Genomic DNA, 19907 nt, shown 5'->3' with positions numbered 1-19907 from the left:
GGACGCTACGGGGCGGACGCTATCTAGATGACGCCCTGGGCGAGCATGGCATCGGCCACGCGGGTGAACCCTGAGATGTTGGCCCCGAGCACGTAGTTTCCCGGCTCGCCATACTCTTCAGCCGTCTGGGCGCAGCTCTCGTGGATTCCGCGCATGATCTCGGCCAGACGTGCTTCCGTGTGCTCGAAAGTCCAGGAATCCCGCGATGCGTTCTGCTGCATCTCCAGGGCAGAGGTGGCAACCCCACCAGCGTTGGCCGCCTTGCCCGGCGCGAACAGCACGCCACCCTCGACGAGGATGCGGACGGCATCCGGTGTGCACGGCATGTTGGCACCTTCAGCGACAGCGCTCACACCATTCGCGACCAACACGGCAGCGTCGTCGGCGTGCAGCTCATTCTGCGTGGCGCACGGCAGCGCAACGTGGATGGCCGTCTCTGCCGCGATGGACCAGATGTTGCCTGCTGCACGGTATTCAGATGCCGTGCCGCGCAGCTCCGCGTAGTCGGCGAGGCGACCGCGACGGTTTTCCTTGATCTCACGCAGCAGCTCGACGTCGATGCCGTCCTTGTCGTAGACGACGCCGGACGAATCGGAGCAGGCCACGACGGTGCCACCGAGCTGGTGCACTTTCTCGATGGCGTAGATGGCGACGTTGCCCGATCCGGAGACCAGCACGCGCTTGCCGTCGAAGTTCTCACCGCGGGTGGCGAGCATCTGCTCCGTGAAGAAGACCGCGCCGTAACCGGTGGCCTCCGTGCGGGCACGTGATCCGCCCCAGCCGACACCCTTGCCGGTGAGGACACCGGACTCGTAGCGGTTGGTGATCCGCTTGTACTGGCCGAACAGGTAGCCGATCTCACGGCCGCCGACGCCGATGTCGCCGGCGGGAACGTCAGTGTACTCGCCGATGTGACGGTACAGCTCGGTCATGAACGACTGGCAGAAGCGCATGACCTCAGCGTCAGACTTGCCCTTGGGGTCGAAGTCGCTGCCACCCTTGCCGCCGCCGATCGGCATGCCAGTGAGTGCGTTCTTGAAGATCTGCTCGAAGCCCAGGAATTTCACTGTGCCGAGCGTTACCGATGGGTGGAAGCGGAGCCCGCCCTTGAACGGGCCGAGTGCTGAGTTGAACTCAACGCGGAAGCCGCGGTTGATCTGCACGCGACCGGCGTCGTCGGTCCACGGTACCCGGAAGATGATCTGGCGTTCCGGCTCGCAGATGCGCTGCAGGATCGACGCTTCCGCATACTGCGGGTGCCGGTTCACGACGCGGCCGAGGGACTCGAATACCTCTCGCGCGGCCTGGTGAAATTCCACCTCTCCAGCGTTGCGTCGGAGAACGCTGTCGAAGATGGGCTGGATTGCAGGGTCAAGCGAGTTCATAGGTGGATCTTCCTGACGGGAACGGAAGCTTCCAGACTAGCCCTCGTGCTGCGGCCCCAAACTGGGTGCCGCTCAACCTGAGCGTGCAGACCTCCAATGTCCGACAGTGCCAGTTGTGATATCCGCGCAGTGGCAAGTGCAGAAGCGCCCGCTAGCCTAAGAATGTGAAATTTGCGCACCTCAAAGTTGAAGGCCAGTCCACCCCACGTCTTGCTGTGACCATTGGAGACTCGGTTCTCTTCCTTGACGAGGTGATGGAAGACGCGCCGCGCGACCTGCAGGAGCTCCTCGATGCAGGGGGAACGGAATACGACCGCGTGCGTGCGCACGTCGACAATGCGCGTGCCCAGAATGTCTCCCTGACGCCACTCGACGGGCTGCGATACGCCTCTGCCGTGCTGCGTCCGCCGCAGATCATCGCCATCGGCGCCAACTACGCCGCCCATTCCTCAGAGTTGAAGCTGCGCTCGGAGACGGCGGCCACCGTGTTCTCGCTGTGGCCGAACTCGCTCACGGGACACGAATCGACGGTCACCTGGCCGAAGGATCTCGCCACCCAGGTCGACTACGAGGCCGAGGTCGGCGTCATCATCGGCAAGGCCGCACGCAATGTCTCTGTGCACAATGCCCTCGACTACGTCTTCGGATACACCGTGGTCAACGACATCACCGCGAGGGACCTGCAGTTCTCCGAGGCGCAGTGGTCGAGATGCAAGTCGTTCGACGGCTTCACGCCGACAGGCCCCATCGTCGTGACGGCCGATGAGATCGGTGATCCGCAGGACCTGTGGCTGACCACCCACGTCGATGGTCGCATTCTGCAGGATGCCTCAAGCGGCGACATGGTGCGCACCGTTGCCGAGCTCATCGCCTTCCTCTCGAGCACCGCGACATTGCTGCCAGGCACGCTGATCTCCACGGGTAGCCCAGGAGGTGCCGGGTACAGCCGCAAGCCGCAGGTTTTCCTGCGTGACGGCTCCACCGTCACCGTCTCGATCGACAAGATCGGCTACCTCACGACGTACTGCCGCGAGATCTAGGGCGGTTCCCGCGGAACCGGCAGCTGCACCGGCACACATCGCGCCAACCTGAAAAGGCGTGAAGAGTGCTCGTCAGCCTGCCGTTTTGAATGGCCAGAAGCGTAGGCTGTGAACCATTCTGCTGCCGCACGTGGGGAGGAGGCGGTTCATGTCACAGATCTCCGTGGTCATACCCGCCTGGAATGATGCCCGCATGCTCCGCGTGGCACTTGATGCACTCGCGCAGCAAATCAGGCCGGCCGACGAGATCATCGTGGTCGACAATGCGTCAACGGATGACACGGCCGAGGTCGCACGAGCGGCCGGCGCCACTGTTGTCTACGAGCCGCTCCAGGGCATCTGGCCGGCGGCATCCGCTGGATATGACGCCGCTAGTGGCGACATCATCGCCCGCCTGGACGCTGATTCGATCCCTCCCGTCGACTGGCTGATGCACATCGACGCCGAATTCACCCTGTCGCCGGAGGCCGATGTGATCACCGGTCCTGGCGATTTCTATGACTGCAATGCGTTTGTCGCGCTGCTGGGTGGAACCCTCTACATCGGTGGCTTCTTCTTCGCCATGGGATTTTGGCTGACGCAATCCCCGATTTTCGGATCGAACTTTGCCATGCGCAGGGGTGTCTGGCGAGACGTACGCGACCGGGTGCACCGCACCCTGCCTGACGTGCACGACGACCTCGACCTCAGCCTGCACCTCGGGCCGGCGGTGACCGTCGTGTACGAGCCGTCGTTGCGCGTGGGGATTTCGGCCAGGCCGTTCAGCACCTGGAGCGGCTTCAGCAGGCGCATCAGATGGGCATACCGCACGCTAGCCATGCACATGCCAGAGGAGACGCCGTGGCGAAGAGCCGCCGTGAAACGGGGCCTCGCTGCGGCGCAGTCCGACCGGGCCCGCCGGGCGGCATAGTCCGACGACCGGGCCTGCAGGGGGCCTAGGTCGACACTGGCTTCAGCTGGTCGGAGCCGCTCCCCGGTAGAGCTCAATGAGGTCGTACGCCAGCAGGTGCGGAGTGGTCTCGCACGGGCTGTGCCCGGTTGGATACACCCGGAACTCTGCGTTGATCCGATCGGCGAACTCGTGATGCAGATCAATGGGCCACAGATCGTGGTGACCGACAGCGATAAGCGCCGGCACTCTGCTCGCGCGCACGGCGTTGTCGGTGAACGGCACCTGTTTCATGAGCAGGGCGATGTCATCCACGCTCTGTCTGCTCGTGTATTGAAAACGCATCCGCACCAGGTCGAGTCTGCCCGGCGGCACTCGGTTCTTGTTGGTGACGATCCCCCAGACGAGGAGACTCGCGATGCCACGCGGTGGAATCACGTAGCTGAGCGGACCGATCCAGCGCACCCCTGCAAACGATTGCCCTGAGCGAGGGGGAACGCTGAGCAGGGCAAGCGTGGCGAACAGCTCCGGTCGTTTCGTGAGGGCCAGTTGAGCGACGACGCCGGCGAACGAGTACCCGAGCACGTGCGCGGGTGCTGCGCCTTCGTCCAGGAAGGCCACGAGGTCGTCGACGAACAGGTCGTAGCTGTAGTGGCCCTGCTCATTCGGTCCGGCGAGCGCCGACTCATATTGACCGGCCATGTCGTAGCTCTGCACGAAATACCCGGCATTTGCCAGCAGCGGCGCGAGGAGCACAAAGTCTTCCTTCGAGCCAGTGACGCCGGGAACCAGCACCACCCGCGGGGCCTCTGGTTTGCCAAGGGAGATGACGGCGAGCGATCCGCTTGGGGCAGCGAAAATCGATCGCACGGCGCCAGGCGGAAACACCGTCCAGTCGATGTCAGGCAACGTTTCATCACGCGTCGCGAGTTCTTCCCGCGTGCTCTCACCGATGTTCAGTCGGAATTGCTCCCAGATGGACACCTGCTCAGCGTATCGCTGCCGGGGAGAATGAACATGGCATCCGCCCCAACAGCGATCGAAACAGCTCGGTGCTGGCTACTCGATGATCGGAATCGCGGTCGTCGGTGTGGCCACCGTGACTCCCGACAGCCTGGCCGGCTCGAGTTCCCGCATGACGTCGACCCTGGTCATCAGCTTGGACTCGACGACGAGGTCGGCAACATTTCGACCGGTGAGCAGTGCGGTCTTCGCGAGAGCAGCTGCGGCCGAGTAGCCGATGTGCGGAATCAGCGCCGTGATGACGCCGACACTGGATCCCACCATCGCGTCGAGGCGGTCCTCGTTCGCGGTGATGCCGTCGACGCAGTTGACCCTGAGCGTCCACATGGCCTGCGTCATCCAGGCCAGGCTCTGCAGCAGCGAGTGCGCAATCACGGGCTCGAACGCGTTCAACTGCAGCTGTCCGCCCTCTGCGGCCATGGTGACTGTCACGTCAGCGCCGGCAACGGCGAATGCGACCTGGTTGACCACCTCTGGGATCACCGGGTTCACCTTGCCAGGCATGATGCTGGATCCGGCCTGCTTGGGCGGCAGGTTGATCTCGCCGAAGCCGGCCTGGGGGCCGGAGGACAGCAGACGCAGGTCGTTGCAGATCTTAGACAGCTTGATGGCGCTGCGCTTGAGGTTGGCGCTGAACGACATGAACCCACCGGCGTCGCTCGTGGATTCGATCAGGTCTGGCGCGGTCTCGAGGCTCAGTCCGGTGATCTCATTGAGATGACGGATAGCGGCAGCCGCGTACCCCGGATCGGCCGTGATTCCGGTTCCGATGGCCGTTGCGCCCAGGTTGATCTCCGCGAGCAGCCACACGGCCTCTGTGAGCCGGTCGTAGTCTTCACCGAGCGTGGTGGCGAAGCCGTGGAATTCCTGGCCGAGTGTCATCGGCACGGCATCCTGCAACTGGGTGCGACCAACCTTGAGAATGTGGTTGAACTCGACGGCCTTGTCGGAGAACGATCCCTGCAGCGCCTTGAGTTCACGCAGCAGGTGGCGGAGGGAGAAGGTCAGGGCGATCTTGATCGCTGTCGGGTAGGTGTCGTTGGTCGACTGGCTGCGGTTCACGTGGTCGATCGGGCTCAGGATGTCGTAGCGACCCTTGGCGTAGCCGGCATGCTCGAGGGCGATGTTGCAGATGACCTCGTTGGCGTTCATATTGGTGGACGTTCCCGCTCCACCCTGAATCACGCCGACGACGAATTCATCGTGGAACTGCCCATCGATGATGTCCTGGCAGGCGGCATCAATCCAGGCTGCCTTCTCCGGGGAGAGCGAACCGATCTCTTCGTTGGCGCGGGCGCAGGCCTGCTTCACAGAGGCGAGCGCAACGATGAAGTCGGGGTACACCGAGATGGGGCGCTTGGCGATGGGGAAGTTGTCCATGGCCCGCTTGGTGTGCACGCCCCAATATGCGGCCTCTGGCACCTCAAGCGGTCCGAGTGAATCGCTTTCGATGCGGAATCCGGGTCGAGCCACAGTCGAGCTCTCCATTCCCTGGCCATGGCCAGAATTCGTTGATTCGAATCGAAGTGGCGGGGTTGCTGACACGCTGGTTGACACACTGGCTCCATTGCCGTCGGTGGGATGAGCCGAAGCTCGTGACGTTTAACCCTATCGCGGGATGCACGCACGAAAACGGGCCGCAGCGCAGCGGATTGCCGCACCCCGGGGCCACCGCGCACGAAATCACCCGTTCGACGGCGAAATCGTGACTCTCTCGTCTGAGGTGATCACCCGCCAGCGAGTGCTGATGGCCGGTGGAGACGGGAATGTGGGACTATCAAGCCCAAGTATGAGATTGCCTCAACGAGGAGAACACCGTGACAGATCACGACACTGCCGCAGCCAGGGCGCCGGAAGCCGATCTCCTCGGCTGGTCGCGGCATCCGTTCACCGCGGCTGGCCGCACCCACGACTGCTTCGAGAAGGGCAGCGGACCAGGCGTCGTACTCATCCCTGAGATCCCCGGCATGACCCCAGAGGTAATGGGGCTCGCAGAGCACCTGGTTGACTCCGGTTTCACCGTTGTCGTTCCCTCGCCTTTCGGCGAGCCTGGCCGCCCGGCAACCGCGGGCTATACGACAGGCGTGGTCGCACGCCTCTGCGTGTCGGCCGAGTTCCGTGCGTTCGCGACGAACGCCCACCGACCCATTGCCGACTACCTGCGCGCCGTCGCCGCTGATCTGGCAGGGCGCACCCCCGGCGCCGGTGTTGGCGTGATCGGCATGTGCTTCACCGGTGGTTTCGCATTGGCGACGGCCGTCGACGATTCTGTGCTGGCATCCGTCGTCAGCCAGCCGGCAGTGCCCTTCCCGGTCAGCGCGGCGCATCGCGCAGACCCTGGGGTGTCCGCCGCCGAAATGAACCGCATCCTCGCGCGAACCAATGTGGGCGATCTCTGCGTGCTCGGCCTTCGATTCAGCGAGGACACCGCATCGCCCCGTGCTCGATTCGCCGGCTTGCGCGCCCGCCTCGGCGACGCATTCGAGGTCATCGAACTCGATTCGTCGCCGGGCAACGCCAGCGGCTTCTCCCCGCGCGCGCACTCGGTGCTCACGCACGAGGTGCGCGAGACACCCGGCCACCCTGCACTGCTCGCCCGTGAGCGCATGGTGTCCTTCCTGCAGGAGCACGTGCGCGTCGGGTAGTCGGTGCGGCGCGTGGCCCGGGCCCCTCGCATCGGCGCATCGGCGCTGCGACTTCTCCCCCTGTACGTTCGGCGCGCCCATAACCGCGAACCGCGCCCGCTGTAGCGGGCGCGGTGGGCGATAGCGGGCGCGGGTTTCGAGACGGCCCTGGCGGGCCTCCTCAACCAGCGGTTGGGAGGCTAGACCTTCTCCGGTTCTGCGTCGTCGACGCCGCCGGTCTTGTCGACGCCGTCGATCCCGAGGATCTCCTCCTCAATGACTCCGCCGTAGCCGTCTGCCTGCGGGTCGCCGTGCAGACCGCCGGACACCGCGTACTCCTCCTCAGGAGAGAGGATGAGACGGTTGCGACCCCAGAGCGCGAATCCGACGAGCATCACGACGTAGACGACGACGATGGCAACAATGGCGGGCTGGAACGTCTCATTGAGGAGGAACCCGACGAAGATCGCCGCGGACAGGATGCCGGCGATCACCGCGCCAGGCACGCCCCACGGGCTCACGTACGGACGCTTGGCGTTCGGGTACTTCCTGCGGAGGACCACGAACGAGATCATCTGCATGAGGTAGGCGAGCACCGCACCCCAGACGGCGATGTTCAGCACGATGGCACCGGCAACGGCGCCGGCCCCTTCTTCATCCAGGCTGCTGAGCACATCGACAACGACGAGGGCCACGAAGCCGATGACGGCGCCGGCGACCAGTGCCACCCACGGTGTCTGCCGCTTGCCGGTGAGGGAGAGGAACTTCGGGTAGTAGCCGGCGCGTGACAGCGAGTACATGTTGCGTCCGTAGGCGAACATGATGCCCTGCAGCGACGCGAACAGACCGATCAGGGCGAACAGTGCCAGCACGGCAGCAGCCTCGTCTCCGACCATGACCCTGAAGCCGTCAAGCAGCGGCTCTCCGGCGGTGCCCGTCGCTTCAGCGCCGAGGATTCCGGTGTTCAGGAACAGCACGAGCAGGCCGGTGATGATCAGCGTGCCGCGAGCCCACAGGCCGGCGCGCGGGATGTCCCTCACGGGGTCGTGTGCTTCTTCAGCGGCCAACGGCAGCTCTTCGATACCGAGGAAGAACCACATCGCAAACGGCAGTGCGAACAGGATGGGCAGCACGCCGTGGGGCAGGAAGGCGCTCTGGCCGGCATCCGGAATGATGTTGAACAAGTTGTCCCACGAGAAGTGCCCTGTGAATGCGGCCATGACGGAGAACACCAGCAGGATGCCGATGGAGATGATGGAGACGACGATGGCGAACTTGAAGGAGATAGCGGCGCCAGCGGTATTGAGAGCGATGAAGATGAGGTAGAGGACCACCCACCAGATCCAGGCCGGCATCGAGAAGCCGAGCAACTCGCTGGTGATGCCGTCGGCATACGACGCGGAGAAGAACACGATGACGGCCGTCGTCGCGACGTATTCAATCGTCTCTGCGAGGCCCGTCACGAATCCGCCCCACGGGCCGATTGCCGCACGGGAGAACGAATACGCTCCCCCGGTGTGCGGCATGGCAGAGGCCATCTCACCGATCGAGAAGATCATGCCGTAGTACATGACGATCAACAGGGCGAAGGCGATCAGCATGCCGCCGAACCCGGCATAGTCGATGCCGAAGTTCCATCCGGAGAAGTCACCGGAGATCACAGCCGCAACGGCGAGGCCCCAGAGCCCCCAGACGCCGGCTGACCGCTTGAGCTTTCGCTTCTCGAAGTATCCATGCTCTGCCGTCGTGTACGTCACGCCCGACACCCGCAGTGTGTCCTTTGCCATCTCGATTCCTTCTCGATTGGGTTGCACACGCGACGAGCGCCAACGTATACAAAGCTGACAGTTGCTGGCATGACTATAGGGCTATCAATGGTCGGCGTAACTACCTTTGGGAGAAATATTTGCTGAAATCGCAGAAATAGTTCCCCTGACCAGTGGACTTATCGCGGGGCCCTTGTGATGTAATGGTCTGCGCCACACCGAATTGAAGCTGCACCATCGACGTTCTCGCTGAGGAGAAGTTCCATGACACAGGCCTCCGGATTCATCTCCATCGACCAGCTCACAGAGCAGGTGCGCACCGGCGTGACCGACACGGTGATCGTTGCATTCACCGACATGCAGGGCCGACTGGTCGGCAAGCGGGTGTCTGCCCGCCTGTTCCTCGAGGACATCGCCGCGCATGGCGCAGAATGCTGCAATTACCTGCTCGCCGTCGATGTGGAGATGAACACCGTCGACGGATACGCCATGTCGAGCTGGTCACGCGGCTACGGCGACATGGCCATGATTCCCGACATGAACACGCTTCGACAGACGACCTGGCTGCCGGGGGCCGTGCTCGTCACCGCCGATCTGCACTGGCTCGATGAAGCGCCGGTCGTGGCATCCCCGCGGCAGATCCTCAAGAACCAGCTGCAGCGGCTGGCCGATCGCGGGTTGACCGCGTTCGTCGGCACAGAACTCGAGTTCATCGTGTTCGAAGACAGCTACCGCCAGGCCTGGAAGGCCGGGTACAAGGACCTCACCCCCGCCAGCGATTACAACATTGACTACGCACTGCTGGCCTCCACCCGGATGGAGCCGCTGCTGCGCGAGATCCGGCTGGCGATGGATGCCGCCGGCATGTACTGCGAGGGCGTCAAGGGCGAGTGCAACCTCGGCCAGCAGGAGATCGCGTTCCGCTACGACGAGGCACTCGCCACCTGCGACAACCACTCGGTCTATAAGAACGGAGCCAAGGAGATCGCCGACGCCCATGGCAAGAGCCTCACGTTCATGGCGAAGTTCAACGAGCGCGAGGGCAACAGCTGCCACATCCACATCAGCCTGCGCGGCACAGACGGTTCCGCCGTCTTCGCCGACCCTGATGCCGCCGACGGCATGTCCACGATGTTCAGGCAGTTTCTCGCAGGGCAGCTGGCCGTCATGCGGGAACTCACGCTGTTCTCCGCGCCCAACATCAACTCGTACAAACGCTACGTCGACGGCAGCTTCGCCCCGACGGCGATCGCGTGGGGGCATGACAATCGCACCTGCGCCCTCCGCGTCGTCGGCCATGGACACGGCATGCGCGTTGAGAACCGGGTGCCGGGGGGCGACGTGAACCAGTACCTGGCTGTCGCCGCACTGATCGCCGCCGGCCTCCACGGCATCGACAACGAACTCGAGCTGGACGACGCGTTCGAAGGCAACGCATACGTGAGCGACATGGTGCGGGTACCGGCGACTCTCCGCGAGTCTGCGGCACTGTTCGGTGAGTCCGCCGTTGCCAGGGAGGCATTCGGCGACGAGGTCGTCGAGCACTACCTCAACAACGCGCGTGTCGAAGTAGCAGCGTATGACGCCGCCGTCACCGACTGGGAAAGGGTTCGCGGCTTTGAACGACTCTGAGGTGAACGGCGCTGGCACCGGTGCCCGTCGACCTCCGGTCATCGGGCTCACCACGTACCTGGAGCAGTCAAAAACCGGCGTCTGGGATGTCCCGGCATCGTTCTTGCCCAAGGTGTACTTCGAGGCGGTCACTGCCGCAGGCGGCATCGCCGTACTGCTGCCACCGCAGCCCGTTGACAACGTGATCGCCGACCGGGTGCTCGATGGGCTCGACGGCCTGATCATCACCGGGGGCAAAGACCTGGATCCGGCCAGGTACGGCCAGGAGCGGCATCCGCTGACCGACGAGCCACGCCTGGATCGCGACGCGTGGGAAGACACCCTGCTGCGGAGGGCCATCATCAGGGAGTTGCCGTTCCTCGGCATCTGCCGCGGAGCCCAGGTGCTGAACGTCGCGCTCGGCGGCACCCTGCACCAGCATCTGCCCGACGTCATCGGCCAGGGCAGCTACCAGCTCGGCGGTGGCGTGTTCAACGACGTCGGCGTCACTGTGGCGTCTGACACCACACTTCATGGCTTGCTTGGGGACGACCTGTCGGTGCCGGTGTACCACCACCAGTCGATCGACCGGGTGGCCGATGGGCTGGTCGTGAGCGCCACGACCGCCGACGGCGTGATCGAGGGCGTCGAGCTGGCGACGGTGCCGTTCGGGGTCGCCGTGCAATGGCATCCGGAGGAGGCGAGTGACGACATCCGCTTGTTCGCCGGGCTCGTGCAAGCGGCAACGACATACGCGGCAACGACGTACGCCACGAACAACGCAACGCCCGGGGAGGCACACGCATGACCAGCTATACGATCATCAACCCGGCCAACGAGTCGGAGGTCAGCAGCGTTGAGTTGCTCGACGCCGACGCCACCGACGAGGCCGTCGATCGAGCAGTTGCTGCCCAGCAGGACTGGGCGAGGGTCGCCCCTGCAGACAAGGCCAGGCTGCTGCGCCGCTTCGCGGAGGCTGTCGACAGCGACAGCGAACGACTGGCGCAGCTCGAGGTGTCGAACTCCGGGCACCCGATCACGCAGGCGCGCTGGGAGGCCAACCACGTGCGCGACGTGCTCACCTACTATTCGGCGTCGCCAGAGCGGATGTTCGGCCAACAGATTCCAGTTGCCGGCGGCATCGACGTCACATTTCACGAACCGCTGGGTGTCGTCGGCATCATCACCCCGTGGAACTTCCCGATGACCATCGCGGCCTGGGGGTTCGCGCCCGCCCTCGCGGCCGGCAACGCGGTGCTGCTGAAGCCGGCGGAGTGGACGCCGCTCACCAGCATCCGTCTTGGGGAACTCGCGCTGGAAGCCGGGCTGCCTGAGGGATTGTTCCAGGTGCTGCCAGGGCGTGGTTCTGTCGTCGGCGAGCGGTTCGTCACGAATCCTGCCGTACGGAAGGTGGTCTTCACCGGTTCAACGGAGGTGGGCAAGAAGATCATGGCCGGCTGCGCCGACCAGGTGAAGCGGGTCACGCTGGAGCTCGGCGGCAAGAGTGCCAACATCGTCTTCGCCGACGCCGACCTGGAGAAGGCCGCAGCGACAGCCCCGTATGGCGTGTTCGAGAATGCCGGGCAGGATTGCTGCGCCCGGAGCCGCATCCTGGTGGAGCGAAGCGCATACGACCGCTTCATGGAGCTGCTCGAACCGGCGGTGCAGGGCGTCACCGTGGGCGACCCCACCGACGAAGCCACCGAAATGGGCCCACTCGTCTCAGCCACGCACCATGCAGCGGTCTCCGCGTATGTGCCAGACGACACCAACGTCGCCTTCCGTGGCAGCGCTCCCAGCGGGCCAGGCTACTGGTTCGCGCCGACGGTGCTAACGCCTGCGTCTCGCACCGACCGCGTCGTCACAGAGGAGATCTTCGGGCCGGTGGTCACGGTGCTGCCGTTCGACGACGAAGCGGATGCCCTCCAGCTGGCCAACGACACAGAGTACGGCCTCTCCGGCTCGATCTGGACCCGCGACGTCGGACGCGCGCTGCGGGTGGCCCGCGGCGTCGAGTCTGGCAACTTGTCGGTGAACTCGCACTCCTCCGTGCGGTACTCAACACCATTCGGCGGCTTCAAGCAGTCGGGGCTCGGCCGAGAACTCGGGCCGGATGCCCCGCTCGCGTTCGCAGAGACCAAGAACGTCTTCATCGCCATGGACTGACCGACTGACCGACTGACCGACTGACCGACTGTACCCCGCACGATTTTTCACACCACACGTTTCAGCACCACGAAGGAGCACTGGATGAGCAGCATCACCCCTATTGACCTCACTCAGCGACTGGCCGGCAAGGTCGCCGTTGTTACCGGAGGGGCAAGCGGAATCGGCCTGGCCACGGCCAGGCGGTTCGCGGCGGAGGGCGCAAAAGTTGTGATCGGCGACATGGACGAGGTCGCGGGCCCGGCAGCAGCCGAGCTCGTCGGCGGTCTCTTCGTCAAGGTCAATGTCACAGACGAAGACGAGGTCAACGCCCTCTTCGACACCGCCAACGACACGTACGGCTCTGTCGACATCGCTTTCAACAACGCGGGGATCTCGCCGCCGGAGGACGACTCCATCGAGACCACTGAGCTGCCGGCGTGGCAGAAGGTGCAAGACGTCAACCTCAAGTCGGTCTACCTGTGCTCGCGCGCCGCCCTCCGCCACATGGTGAAGCAGCAGAGCGGATCGATCATCAACACCGCGTCGTTCGTCGCTGTTCTCGGGTCGGCCACCAGCCAGATCTCATACACCGCATCGAAGGGTGGCGTGCTGGCCATGAGTCGTGAGCTCGGTGTGCAGTTCGCGAGGCAGGGCATCCGCGTGAACGCACTGTGCCCTGGACCGGTGAACACTCCCCTGCTGCAGGAACTGTTCGCGAAAGACCAGGAGCGCGCCCAGCGCCGGCTGGTGCATATTCCGGTTGGCCGTTTCGCTGAGCCGGAGGAACTCGCTGCGGCGGTTGCCTTCCTGGCCAGCGATGATTCCTCGTTCATCACGGGGTCGACGTTCCTGGTGGATGGCGGCATCAGCTCGGCCTATGTCACGCCCCTATAAAATCAGACCGTGATGACAGACGAGGCGGTACACCCGAGCGGTGAGGCGTTGTTGCGACCCGTTCGCGGCAGCAACGCCTTCGAGGAGACTGTGCAGCGGTTGCTCCAGACGGTGCGCCTCGGCATGATGGCGCCCGGTGAACGGCTCCCGGCCGAGCGTGACCTCGCCGGCATGCTCGCGGTGAGCAGGGACACCCTGCGCGATGCGATCGCCGCCCTCGCCGACGCCGGCTACCTCGTCTCCCGCCGCGGCCGCTACGGCGGCACATTCGTGAGCGACGAGCTGCCAACGGGGACACCCGGTGTCGATGCATCGGGCGAGCTCGTCACGCGGCGGCATTTCCCGGTCGACGAGATCGAAGACACCCTCATCCTGCGCGACATCCTCGAAGTGGGTGCCGCCCGCCATGCCGCCAGCCGGTCGCTCAGCCAGGCCGAACGCGAACTGCTGTGGACAAGCCTCAGCGAGGCGAAGGGAGCAGGAGACGACGACTACCGGCGACTGGATTCACGCCTGCACCTCACCATCGCAGAGGTGGCGGGCTCACCGTCGCTCATGCCGCTCATCGCCGAGGTGCGGATGCGCGTGAACGAAATGCTCGACAGCATCCCTTCGCTCGGTCCGAACATCGCCCATTCAGACGCCCAGCACGAACAGATCGTGATCGCCATCCTCACCGGCAGCCCCGACGCAGCGGCGACCGCCATGAGCGAGCACGTCGCCGGTTCCGCCGCCCTGCTCCGCGGGTTCCTGCAGTAGGTCACTGGCACCAGAAAACGAATGCCGTCCTGCGTGTGGCAAGGACGGCATCCGTTTGTAGATTGTGGTGGAGATCCTAGATGAAGGCCAGCGGCAGGAACGGCAGCAGGGCGAGTCCGAAGACCAGCATCAGCACGACGCCCAGCACGGCGCCGGCCAGGATGACGCCGTTCAGCACGATGCCCCAGATGGCGATGGTGCGGCCCGCCGGCTCACGCTGGAGCGCGAGGACACCGGCGACGAGGCCGGCGATCGGCGCCAGGAAGGTCCAGCCGGCGAAGATGGAAACGAGTCCGAGAACCAGGCTTGAAATGCTGAGCGCATTCGTCGTCTGAGACGCAGTCGTCGGAATCTGGTAAACGGATGAGGTAGTCATGAGTGGTTGTCTCCTGTGTAGTGATGCCGGAATGGCACAGCTACAACGCTACGGATCGTGCCGCGGCGACAGTATCGGGTTACCCCCCTGATCTCAGCTGGGGCTGGCCGGGGCACGCGCCCCGGCCGTCCCCGGCCGCGATGACTACAGTCCCATCAGGCTTTCGATCGGCCCGCGCACGAAGAAGAGCACGAATCCGGCGGCCACGATCCACAGCAGCGGACTGATTTCCTTCGCCTTGCCGGAGAGCGAGCGCACGAGCACCCAGCTGATGAATCCGGCACCGATGCCGTTGGCAATCGAGTAGGTCATCGGCATGACAACGATGGTGAGGAACACGGGCAGCACGATCGAGAAGTCATCGAACTCGATGAAGCGAATCTGCGAAACCATCATCGCACCGACCATGACGAGGGCCGCGGCGGCCACCTCGAGGGGCACGATCTCGGTGAGCGGCGTGAAGAACATGGCGGCCAGGAACAGCAGACCGGTGACCACGTTGGCGACACCGGTGCGTGCACCTTCGCCGATGCCAGCTCCCGATTCCACGAAGACGGTGTTCGATGAAGCGGATGCTGCACCACCGACGACGGCGCCGACGCCCTCGACGACGAGCGCCGACTTCAGTCGGGGGAAGTTACCGTCCTTGTCAGCAACGCCTGCCTCATTGGCGAGGCCCGTCATAGTGCCCATGGCGTCGAAGAAGTTGGTGAAGACCAGGGTGAAGACGATCATGAGCGCGGCAAGGGCACCGATCCGCTCGAAGGCGCCAAAGCTCACGTCGCCGACCAGGCTGAGGTCTGGAATCGACACGATGCTCGTAGGCAGCTCTGGGGCGTTCAGGTTCCAGCCGGCCGCGTTGGTACCGAGCGACGGGCCCACCTTGAAGATTGCCTCGAGGATGACCGCGATGATGGTGGTTGCGACGATGCCGATCAGGAGCGCTGCCTTGGTCTTGCGCGCGACGAGCACGCCCATGATGATGACGCCGATCACGAAGACCGCGGTAGGCAGGGTTGCGACGGAACCGCCCTCACCCAGCTGGATGGGCGGCGATGATGCCCCACTGGTGCGCACGAAGCCGGAGTCGACCAGGCCGATGAACGCGATGAACATACCGATACCGACGGTGATCGCCAGCTTCAGCTGCCGCGGAACGGCATTGAAGATCATCGAGCGAAGACCGGTGGATGCCAGCAGCACGATGATCAGGCCGTTGATGATGACGAGGCCCATGGCCTCAGGCCACGTCACTTCGCCCACCACGCTGACGGCGAGGTAGGAGTTGATGCCGAGGCCAGCGGCGAAGCCGAACGGCAGTCGTGCGACGATGCCGAACAGAATGGTCATGACACCGGCGGTGAGCGCGGTGACGGCGGCGACCTGGGCGGCGGGGAGCCAGTTGCCCGCGATATCCGTTGCCGCCTGGTCTGCACTGAAACCGCCGAGGATCAACGGGTTGAGGATGACGATGTATGCCATCGTGACGAAGGAGACCAGCCCACCTCGCACCTCACGGCTCCAGGTCGACCCGCGACGGGTGATCTCGAAGTAACGGTCGAGACGAGCCTTCAGGCCGCCTTCCGGTGTCGACTTTGGTGAGTCGGTCTCTGTACTGGAAATGATGGGGCTCCTGGTGCCTGCGCGACGAAATCTAAGCGTTAAGTCTAGGCGAATCGCCGCTTTTCAGGCGCCACTCAGGTGAGAGGGCCTCCGCCCGTCTGATCCGCTCACCTGCCCGTGTGTCTGGGGAGCAACTGGCGGGCAAGTACCATCATCAGAGTTGATTTTCGAGAAATGAGAAATAGTGGCACTGCCCTGGAAACTGCACGGCGACGGAAAATCGGTCGACGCGCTCGATGTCGTCGGCCCTGATGAACGACTGACCTGGCCGCGAACAATCGGAATCGGCGCCCAGCACGTCGTCGCGATGTTCGGATCGACATTCCTGGTGCCCATCCTCACGGGCTTCCCACCAAGCACCACACTTCTGTTCTCCGGAATCGGCACGATCCTGTTCCTGCTCATCACGGCGAACAAGGTTCCGAGCTACCTGGGTTCGTCGTTCGCGTTCATCGCGCCGATCACCGCAGCGATGGCCTCGCAGGGCATGGGCGGTGCACTGTTCGGCATTATCGCTGTCGGCCTGCTGCTGGCCATTATCGGCGCCGTTGTGCACCTCACGGGATCCGGCTGGATCGACGTTGTGATGCCTCCGGTGGTGTCTGGAGCCATCGTTGCCCTCATCGGGTTCAACCTGGCCCCAGCGGCGAAGGCCAACTTCCAGCTGGCTCCGCTGACCGCGCTCATCACCCTCGCGGCCGTCATCCTGAGCACCGTGCTGTTCAAGGGCATCCTCGGTCGGCTGTCGATCTTCATCGGCGTCGTCGTCGGCTACCTCGTCGCCGTTCTCTCCGGCGAGGTCAACTTCGACGCGGTCGCGGAGGCAGCCTGGGTCGGCCTGCCCGACTTCAGCATGCCCACCAACCCGTTCGAGAACCCCGCCGTCTGGGCTCTCCTCCCGGCGTTCCTGCCTGTCGTACTCGTGCTGATCGCCGAGAACGTCGGACACATCAGGGGTGTTGCCCAGATGACGGATGCCAAGATCAACCGTTACACCGGACGCGCCCTGTTCGCAGACGGCCTGGCAACCATGTTCGCCGGCTTCGGCGGTGGCTCTGGAACGACCACATACGGCGAGAACATCGGCGTCATGGCCGCAACGCGCATCTACTCGACGGCGGCGTACTGGGTTGCCGGTGTCTTCGCCATCCTGCTCGGCCTCTCCCCCAAGGTCGGCGCTGTCATCAACACGATTCCCGCCGGGGTTCTCGGCGGCGTGACGACGGCGCTCTATGGCCTCATCGGCATCATCGGTGTGAAGATCTGGCTCGACAACAAGGTTGATTTCTCCAAGCCAGTGAACCAGTTCACTGCCGCGACGGCACTGATTGTCGGCATCGCCGACTTCACCTGGAACGCCGGCACCCTGAGCTTCAACGGAATCGCACTCGGCACCGTTGCTGCCATCGTGATCTACCACGTGATGACCGCGATCGGCCGCCTGCGGAAGACGCTGTAACAGCTGGACAACAGAACGCGGGCCGGGTGATTTCACCCGGCCCGCGTTTTGTGTCTCCGGGAGCCAGCACTGCGCTCCTGAGAACTCTGCTCCGTTGCCGGAGCACTGCCTGTTACTTCACTGCGCCTGCTACTTCACTGCGCCTGCTACTTCACTGCGCCGTACAGCCGGTCGAGCCGGGCCACCTCGTCGACTTCTATTCGGAGTTGTCTCACGAGGGTGTTCATACCCTGAATTATCCTCGGCACCACTGACGCTCCTTGGGGCCGGAAATGCGCCTTGATCTGGGCATTTTTCCGTGGATGACTGTCGCGAGGGGCGGCCTGTGGAGGAGCCTGTCGGGCGTGGAGTGAAGGGTCTCGAGACGCTCGCTGGCGCTCGCTCCTCGACCAGCGGGGCGGTTCAAGCGGAGAAAATGCGACACGCCGCGTGAAGGTGGCGGTTGCGCTCGGCGTGTCGCAAGAACTCCGCCCGAAGCCGTGCGGTGCGGAGATTGCCCAGGCCAGAACGAATCCGCCGGCCGGATCAAGAGCATCCAGACCAGGCCAGTGAACCGATATCTGAAAGCAAACCTCGGCATCGCTGGCCCTCGCCATCTCGCACACCACAGACAACCATCCGCCATTTGCCCAATAGGCACGCGCAGGCGCGGGCTCCTCGACCAACGAAACCCGGTGGTCGAGGAGCCCGGCTACGTGAAACTAGCCGTGCAGCGCGGGAACGATGAGGTACACGCCGTAGAGGACGGCACACGCGGTGAGCGCGAAGCAGACGTACGCGCCAACCAGGGCGAAACGCTTCTGCACCGGGGTCAGCGGATTGGCCGCAGCGGCCTTACGCGCCCGCTTTGCGGCCTTGGCCGCCTGTGCCGGCGTCAGGATCGAGATGGCGCCGGTGAATTCCAGGGGCTCAACGACCGGTGCTCGACCGCCTGTCACGAGTAGGCGCAGGCCAAGAGAGTAGAGGCTGACGACCACGGCCGTGGAGAACAGTGTGACAACGGCAACGGTCAGGAAGGAGACGAAGATACTCACTGTGACACCTTCTTCCGGTCCTTGCGAGCGGGCTTCCTGGGGGTCTTGCGGATCTTGACGACGCGACCAGCGTCATCGATATCGTTGACCGCGTTGTGGTGAGAAACCTTGTCGCGACGCGAGTACCAGAAGATGCCACCGATGACTGCGGCGCCAATGAGGGCGTCGAGTGCGACACCAATCGGACCAATGAGAGCGAGTCCGGCAGCGAACGCGCCCATGATCGCCGAAGCGGGAAGCGTGATGAGCCAGCCGAGCGCGATACGCCCTGCCGTGCTCCAGCGCACCGTTGAGCCACGGCGGCCGAGGCCTGAGCCGATGACCGATCCGGAAGCAACCTGGGTGGTCGACAGGGCGAAGCCGAGGTGGCTGGACGCGAGAATTGCGGCAGCCGTGCTGGTTTCTGCCGCAAAGCCCTGAGCTGGCTTGACCTCGGTGAGGCCGGTACCCATGGTGCGGATGATGCGCCAGCCGCCGGAGTATGTGCCGATGGCAATGGCCAGCGCACACGAGGCGATGACCCAGAACTCAGGACCGCTGCCCGCGACCTGGAAGCCACCAGCGATCAGCGTGAGGGTGATGACACCCATGGTCTTCTGCGCGTCGTTAGTTCCGTGCGCCAGAGCCACGAGCGACGAGGAGAAGATCTGTGCGTAACGGAATCCGCCACGGCCATCCGGCTTGTTGAGCTCACGCCGAGTGATCGCGTACGCGAGCTTGGTGGCGGTGTATGCCACAACGCCGGCGATCACCGGGGCGATCAGCGCCGGGAGGATGACTTTTTCCACGACTACGAGATAGTCGACCGCCTGGAACCCGGCGCCGATGATCGTCGCGCCGATGAGACCACCGAACAGCGCATGGCTGGAACTCGACGGCAGGCCCTTCAGCCAGGTGATCAGATTCCAGACAATGGCACCGATCAGACCGGCGAAGATGATCTCCGGCGTGATTTGGATCCCGCCTGGGCCTTCCTTGATGATGCCGCCAGACACAGTCTTGGCGACCTCAGTCGACAGGAACGCACCGACCAGGTTGAGGATGGCAGCGATGGTGACAGCAACCTTCGGACGCATGGCACCGGTTGCGATGGGCGTTGCCATCGCATTTGCCGTGTCGTGGAATCCGTTGGTGAAGTCGAATATGAGTGCCAGTACTATGACCAGCACGACGATGAGGGTGAGATCCACCGGCGACTTTCTCTGGGGCCGACACAAATGGCCGGGTGTTCAGACGATGTACATGAGCCGTTAATCGGACCCGCATAATCCTGACA

General features: G+C 64.1%; 17 protein-coding genes. 9 read left to right on the top strand and 8 right to left on the bottom strand.

Annotation, left to right across the window (positions count from 1 at the left end; all coding sequences use genetic code 11):
- Positions 1 to 23 precede the first annotated feature (23 nt).
- Complete coding sequence (gdhA, locus tag AC25Y4_RS09820; RefSeq protein WP_488120205.1) at positions 24 to 1385, bottom strand: NADP-specific glutamate dehydrogenase; 1362 nt, start codon at positions 1383 to 1385, stop codon at positions 24 to 26.
- A 164-nt stretch (positions 1386 to 1549) separates the two neighbouring features.
- On the opposite strand from gdhA, the gene AC25Y4_RS09815 reads away from it, so the two are divergent.
- The gene (locus tag AC25Y4_RS09815; protein WP_488120204.1) at positions 1550 to 2425 is read left to right on the top strand and encodes a fumarylacetoacetate hydrolase family protein; all 876 of its coding nucleotides are present in this window, start codon (positions 1550 to 1552) and stop codon (positions 2423 to 2425) included.
- 148 nt (positions 2426 to 2573) lie between these two features.
- Positions 2574 to 3335 (top strand): glycosyltransferase family 2 protein, encoded by a 762-nt coding sequence (locus AC25Y4_RS09810; protein ID WP_488120203.1) that lies wholly within the window; start codon positions 2574 to 2576, stop codon positions 3333 to 3335.
- 42 nt (positions 3336 to 3377) lie between these two features.
- Here the strand turns inward: AC25Y4_RS09810 and AC25Y4_RS09805 are convergent, their stop codons facing one another.
- Together AC25Y4_RS09805 and AC25Y4_RS09800 are read right to left on the bottom strand one after the other, a co-directional pair.
- Positions 3378 to 4298: an alpha/beta fold hydrolase gene (locus AC25Y4_RS09805; protein ID WP_488120202.1), complete on the bottom strand. Its 921-nt coding sequence runs from the start codon at positions 4296 to 4298 to the stop codon at positions 3378 to 3380.
- A 75-nt stretch (positions 4299 to 4373) separates the two neighbouring features.
- Positions 4374 to 5825, bottom strand: a complete 1452-nt coding sequence (locus tag AC25Y4_RS09800) for an aspartate ammonia-lyase (RefSeq protein ID WP_488120201.1) — start codon at positions 5823 to 5825, stop codon at positions 4374 to 4376.
- A gap of 329 nt (positions 5826 to 6154) precedes the next feature.
- Here AC25Y4_RS09800 and AC25Y4_RS09795 point away from each other — a divergent pair, with 329 nt between their 5' ends.
- Positions 6155 to 6982: a dienelactone hydrolase family protein gene (locus tag AC25Y4_RS09795; RefSeq protein WP_488120200.1), complete on the top strand. Its 828-nt coding sequence runs from the start codon at positions 6155 to 6157 to the stop codon at positions 6980 to 6982.
- A 179-nt stretch (positions 6983 to 7161) separates the two neighbouring features.
- Here the strand turns inward: AC25Y4_RS09795 and AC25Y4_RS09790 are convergent, their stop codons facing one another.
- The gene (locus AC25Y4_RS09790) at positions 7162 to 8748 is read right to left on the bottom strand and encodes an amino acid permease (RefSeq protein WP_488120199.1); all 1587 of its coding nucleotides are present in this window, start codon (positions 8746 to 8748) and stop codon (positions 7162 to 7164) included.
- Between the two features lie 243 nt (positions 8749 to 8991).
- Between AC25Y4_RS09790 and AC25Y4_RS09785 the strand changes: the two genes are divergently transcribed.
- The 5 genes from AC25Y4_RS09785 to AC25Y4_RS09765 all read left to right on the top strand — a co-directional run bounded on the left by AC25Y4_RS09785 (position 8992) and on the right by AC25Y4_RS09765 (position 14139).
- A complete protein-coding gene (locus tag AC25Y4_RS09785) occupies positions 8992 to 10359 on the top strand; it encodes a glutamine synthetase family protein (RefSeq protein ID WP_488120198.1) in 1368 nt (455 codons plus the stop codon).
- Positions 10346 to 11146, top strand: a complete 801-nt coding sequence (locus tag AC25Y4_RS09780; RefSeq protein WP_488120197.1) for a gamma-glutamyl-gamma-aminobutyrate hydrolase family protein — start codon at positions 10346 to 10348, stop codon at positions 11144 to 11146. The genes AC25Y4_RS09785 and AC25Y4_RS09780 overlap by 14 nt, the downstream gene beginning before the upstream one ends.
- Positions 11143 to 12504, top strand: a complete 1362-nt coding sequence (locus tag AC25Y4_RS09775; protein WP_488120196.1) for an aldehyde dehydrogenase family protein — start codon at positions 11143 to 11145, stop codon at positions 12502 to 12504. Before AC25Y4_RS09780 ends, AC25Y4_RS09775 begins: the two co-directional genes overlap by 4 nt.
- A gap of 84 nt (positions 12505 to 12588) precedes the next feature.
- On the top strand, positions 12589 to 13380 hold the full coding sequence (locus AC25Y4_RS09770) for a 3-oxoacyl-ACP reductase (RefSeq protein WP_488120195.1): 792 nt from the start codon (positions 12589 to 12591) through the stop codon (positions 13378 to 13380).
- A gap of 12 nt (positions 13381 to 13392) precedes the next feature.
- The gene (locus AC25Y4_RS09765; RefSeq protein WP_488120468.1) at positions 13393 to 14139 is read left to right on the top strand and encodes a FadR/GntR family transcriptional regulator; all 747 of its coding nucleotides are present in this window, start codon (positions 13393 to 13395) and stop codon (positions 14137 to 14139) included.
- Between the two features lie 76 nt (positions 14140 to 14215).
- On the opposite strand, the gene AC25Y4_RS09760 is transcribed toward AC25Y4_RS09765, so the two are convergent.
- Both AC25Y4_RS09760 and AC25Y4_RS09755 read right to left on the bottom strand, forming a co-directional pair.
- Entirely contained in the window at positions 14216 to 14515 is a 300-nt protein-coding gene (locus AC25Y4_RS09760) for a hypothetical protein (RefSeq protein WP_488120194.1), read from the bottom strand.
- Positions 14516 to 14659: 144 nt separating this feature from the next.
- Positions 14660 to 16138: an NCS2 family permease gene (locus tag AC25Y4_RS09755; RefSeq protein ID WP_488120467.1), complete on the bottom strand. Its 1479-nt coding sequence runs from the start codon at positions 16136 to 16138 to the stop codon at positions 14660 to 14662.
- Positions 16139 to 16322: 184 nt separating this feature from the next.
- Between AC25Y4_RS09755 and AC25Y4_RS09750 the strand changes: the two genes are divergently transcribed.
- Positions 16323 to 17597 carry a uracil-xanthine permease family protein gene (locus AC25Y4_RS09750; RefSeq protein WP_488120193.1) on the top strand — a complete coding sequence of 425 codons (1275 nt, stop codon included), beginning with the start codon at positions 16323 to 16325 and terminating at the stop codon, positions 17595 to 17597.
- A gap of 701 nt (positions 17598 to 18298) precedes the next feature.
- Here AC25Y4_RS09750 and AC25Y4_RS09745 read toward each other — a convergent pair.
- Positions 18299 to 18631 carry a peptidase gene (locus AC25Y4_RS09745; RefSeq protein WP_488120192.1) on the bottom strand — a complete coding sequence of 111 codons (333 nt, stop codon included), beginning with the start codon at positions 18629 to 18631 and terminating at the stop codon, positions 18299 to 18301.
- Positions 18628 to 19821, bottom strand: a complete 1194-nt coding sequence (locus tag AC25Y4_RS09740; protein ID WP_488120191.1) for an anion permease — start codon at positions 19819 to 19821, stop codon at positions 18628 to 18630. Before AC25Y4_RS09740 ends, AC25Y4_RS09745 begins: the two co-directional genes overlap by 4 nt.
- Between the last annotated feature and the right edge of the window lie 86 nt (positions 19822 to 19907).

It is taken from the genome of Leifsonia sp. Y878 (assembly GCF_057669685.1).
This window is presented reverse-complemented; position numbering and strand designations above follow the sequence as displayed.

Bases quoted from the DNA above. Each gene is read 5' to 3' on its own strand.
- gdhA (WP_488120205.1), bottom strand. From the start codon at position 1,385: ATGAACTCGCTTGACCCTGCAATCCAGCCCATCTTCGACAGCGTTCTC.
- AC25Y4_RS09810 (WP_488120203.1), top strand. From the start codon at position 2,574: ATGTCACAGATCTCCGTGGTCATACCCGCCTGGAATGATGCCCGCATG.
- AC25Y4_RS09800 (WP_488120201.1), bottom strand. From the start codon at position 5,825: ATGGAGAGCTCGACTGTGGCTCGACCCGGATTCCGCATCGAAAGCGAT.
- AC25Y4_RS09790 (WP_488120199.1), bottom strand. From the start codon at position 8,748: ATGGCAAAGGACACACTGCGGGTGTCGGGCGTGACGTACACGACGGCA.
- AC25Y4_RS09785 (WP_488120198.1), top strand. From the start codon at position 8,992: ATGACACAGGCCTCCGGATTCATCTCCATCGACCAGCTCACAGAGCAG.
- AC25Y4_RS09775 (WP_488120196.1), top strand. From the start codon at position 11,143: ATGACCAGCTATACGATCATCAACCCGGCCAACGAGTCGGAGGTCAGC.
- AC25Y4_RS09770 (WP_488120195.1), top strand. From the start codon at position 12,589: ATGAGCAGCATCACCCCTATTGACCTCACTCAGCGACTGGCCGGCAAG.
- AC25Y4_RS09765 (WP_488120468.1), top strand. From the start codon at position 13,393: ATGACAGACGAGGCGGTACACCCGAGCGGTGAGGCGTTGTTGCGACCC.
- AC25Y4_RS09760 (WP_488120194.1), bottom strand. From the start codon at position 14,515: ATGACTACCTCATCCGTTTACCAGATTCCGACGACTGCGTCTCAGACG.